The following is a 1,910-nucleotide window of genomic DNA, read 5'->3' as shown; positions in this document are numbered from 1 at the left end:
GCCTACGGACAAGGTAGGCGGGGGAGACGCCCCGGGGCTGCGGGCGAAGGGCAGCCGTCGACGGGACCTTGGCCCCGCCCGCTCCGGCCCTTCGACCGGAGCCGTCCCGTTCGCCCGGATGGCGCATCATGTGGCGGGTGCAGAGTGCAGAACGCCCCGGAGCGGGCACCGGCAGTTCCCACGGCCGCTCCGGACCGGTACCACCTGACGGCCCTCCACCGGTCCGGGCCCCCGCTTCCACCGACCTGACCGAGGCGGTCCGCGCCGCACAGGGCGGGGACGAGGAGGCGTTCCGGCTGCTGTTCCGGACCGTCCAGCCGGGCCTGCTGCGCTACCTGCGGGTGCTGGTCGGCGGACGGCCGGAGGACATGCAGGACGCCGAGGACATCGCCTCCGAGACCTGGCTCCAGATCGCCCGCGACCTGCGCGGCTTCTCCGGTGACGGGGACGGCTTCCGCGGCTGGGCGGCCACCATCGCCCGCCACCGCGCCCTGGACCACCTGCGCGCCCGGCGCCGCCGTCCGGTCGCCGACCTGCCGTACGAGTACCTGGCCGAGCTGGCGGCCGGGGACGACACCGCGGGCGCCGCGCTGACCACCGTCGGCACCGCGGACGCGCTGGCGCTGATCTCCCGGCTGCCGCGCGACCAGGCCGAGGCGGTGCTGCTGCGGGTGGTCATGGAACTGGACGCGGAGAGCGCCGCCCGGGTGCTCGGCAAACGGCCCGGCAGCGTCCGGATGGCCGCCCACCGAGGGCTGCGGCGGCTGGCCAAGCTGCTGGAGCAGCCCTTCGGGGCGGGCGCCGGGATCCCCGCGGCCCGACCGGCCGAACCGGGGGCCGGCCGGCCCGACGGAAAGGCCGACGGAAAGGCCGATGGGAAGCCCGACGGAAAACCCGCGAAGAAAAGTTCTCCGCAAGGTGTGACAGAACGCCGGGCCGCGACGCTGAAGGACATGAGATGAGCACCAACCGATCCCGTCGGATCGACCGTGATGCCGCCGAGCAACTGCTCGGCGGTGCCGTGGGCGGCCCGTCGGACGGACAGGACGCCTCGCTCACCGGACCGGACGGTCCCGGGCGGCTCGCCCGGGTACTGGCCGCGGCCGCCGCCCCGGCGACGACCGCGGAACTGGCCGGGGAGGAGGCCGCCCTGACCGCGTTCCGGGAGGCGAGTCTCACGCCCGACCCCGTAGTGACCCCCGTCCGGAGACGATCGATGGCAACCGCCGCGCTGGCCAGGGCCTTCAGCACGAAGGCCGCTGCCGCCGTGCTCGGCGCCACCGTGCTGTGCGGGGTCGCGGTCGCGGCCGGCACCGGCAACCTGCCGGTCTCGCTGGGCGGCGGCCCGTCCGAACCGGAGCACACGGTGGCCGTACCGGGCGGCTCCGGCTCCAACGCCGGGAACGGCAAGGGCGGCGGTACCGACGGCAAGGGCAACGGAAGCGGCAACGGAAGCGGCAACACCAACGGAAGCGCCAACGGCAAGGGCCACGCCAAGGGCAACGCCAACGGCGAGGACGCCAACGGCGGTGGCGGTACCAAGCCGGGCAAGAACGGTGTGACCGTCCCGACGCCACCGACCCCACCGGCCGCATCCGGCCCGCCGGACGTCCGTCCGAGCAGGAACGTCCACTCCGAGGACGAGCAGTCGGCCCGGAGATGACCCCCAGAACTCCGGGTGGGCGGCGAGCGACTCCCCCCGGGCTCGCCGCCCACCCGGATCGAACCACCCGCAGGACCCGCAGGAACGGCAAGACCCGCAGGAACCGCAAGACGCACCACCACCCGAAGACCCCGGGTGGACGGTCGGCTCCCCCGTGCCCACCGTCCACCCGGCCGGCCCCGGCCGGACCGGCAGGCGCTCACCCCGGATGCGCCCCGGCCCGGCCGGCCCGGAACGTGCGGCCCGC

The 1,910-nt window shown here is 75.5% G+C and carries 2 protein-coding genes; both read left to right on the top strand.

Annotated elements, in window-relative coordinates:
* Positions 1-128 precede the first annotated feature (128 nt).
* The gene (locus J0670_RS36955) at positions 129-962 is read left to right on the top strand and encodes an RNA polymerase sigma factor (RefSeq protein WP_207817155.1); all 834 of its coding nucleotides are present in this window, start codon (positions 129-131) and stop codon (positions 960-962) included.
* Positions 959-1,663, top strand: a complete 705-nt coding sequence (locus tag J0670_RS36950; protein ID WP_207817154.1) for a hypothetical protein — start codon at positions 959-961, stop codon at positions 1,661-1,663. The genes J0670_RS36955 and J0670_RS36950 overlap by 4 nt, the downstream gene beginning before the upstream one ends.
* Positions 1,664-1,910: the final 247 nt, after the last annotated feature.

The sequence above is a fragment of the Streptomyces sp. FH025 genome, from assembly GCF_017427025.1.
In the GTDB taxonomy this organism is placed as follows: Bacteria; Actinomycetota; Actinomycetes; order Streptomycetales; family Streptomycetaceae; genus Kitasatospora.
This window is presented reverse-complemented; position numbering and strand designations above follow the sequence as displayed.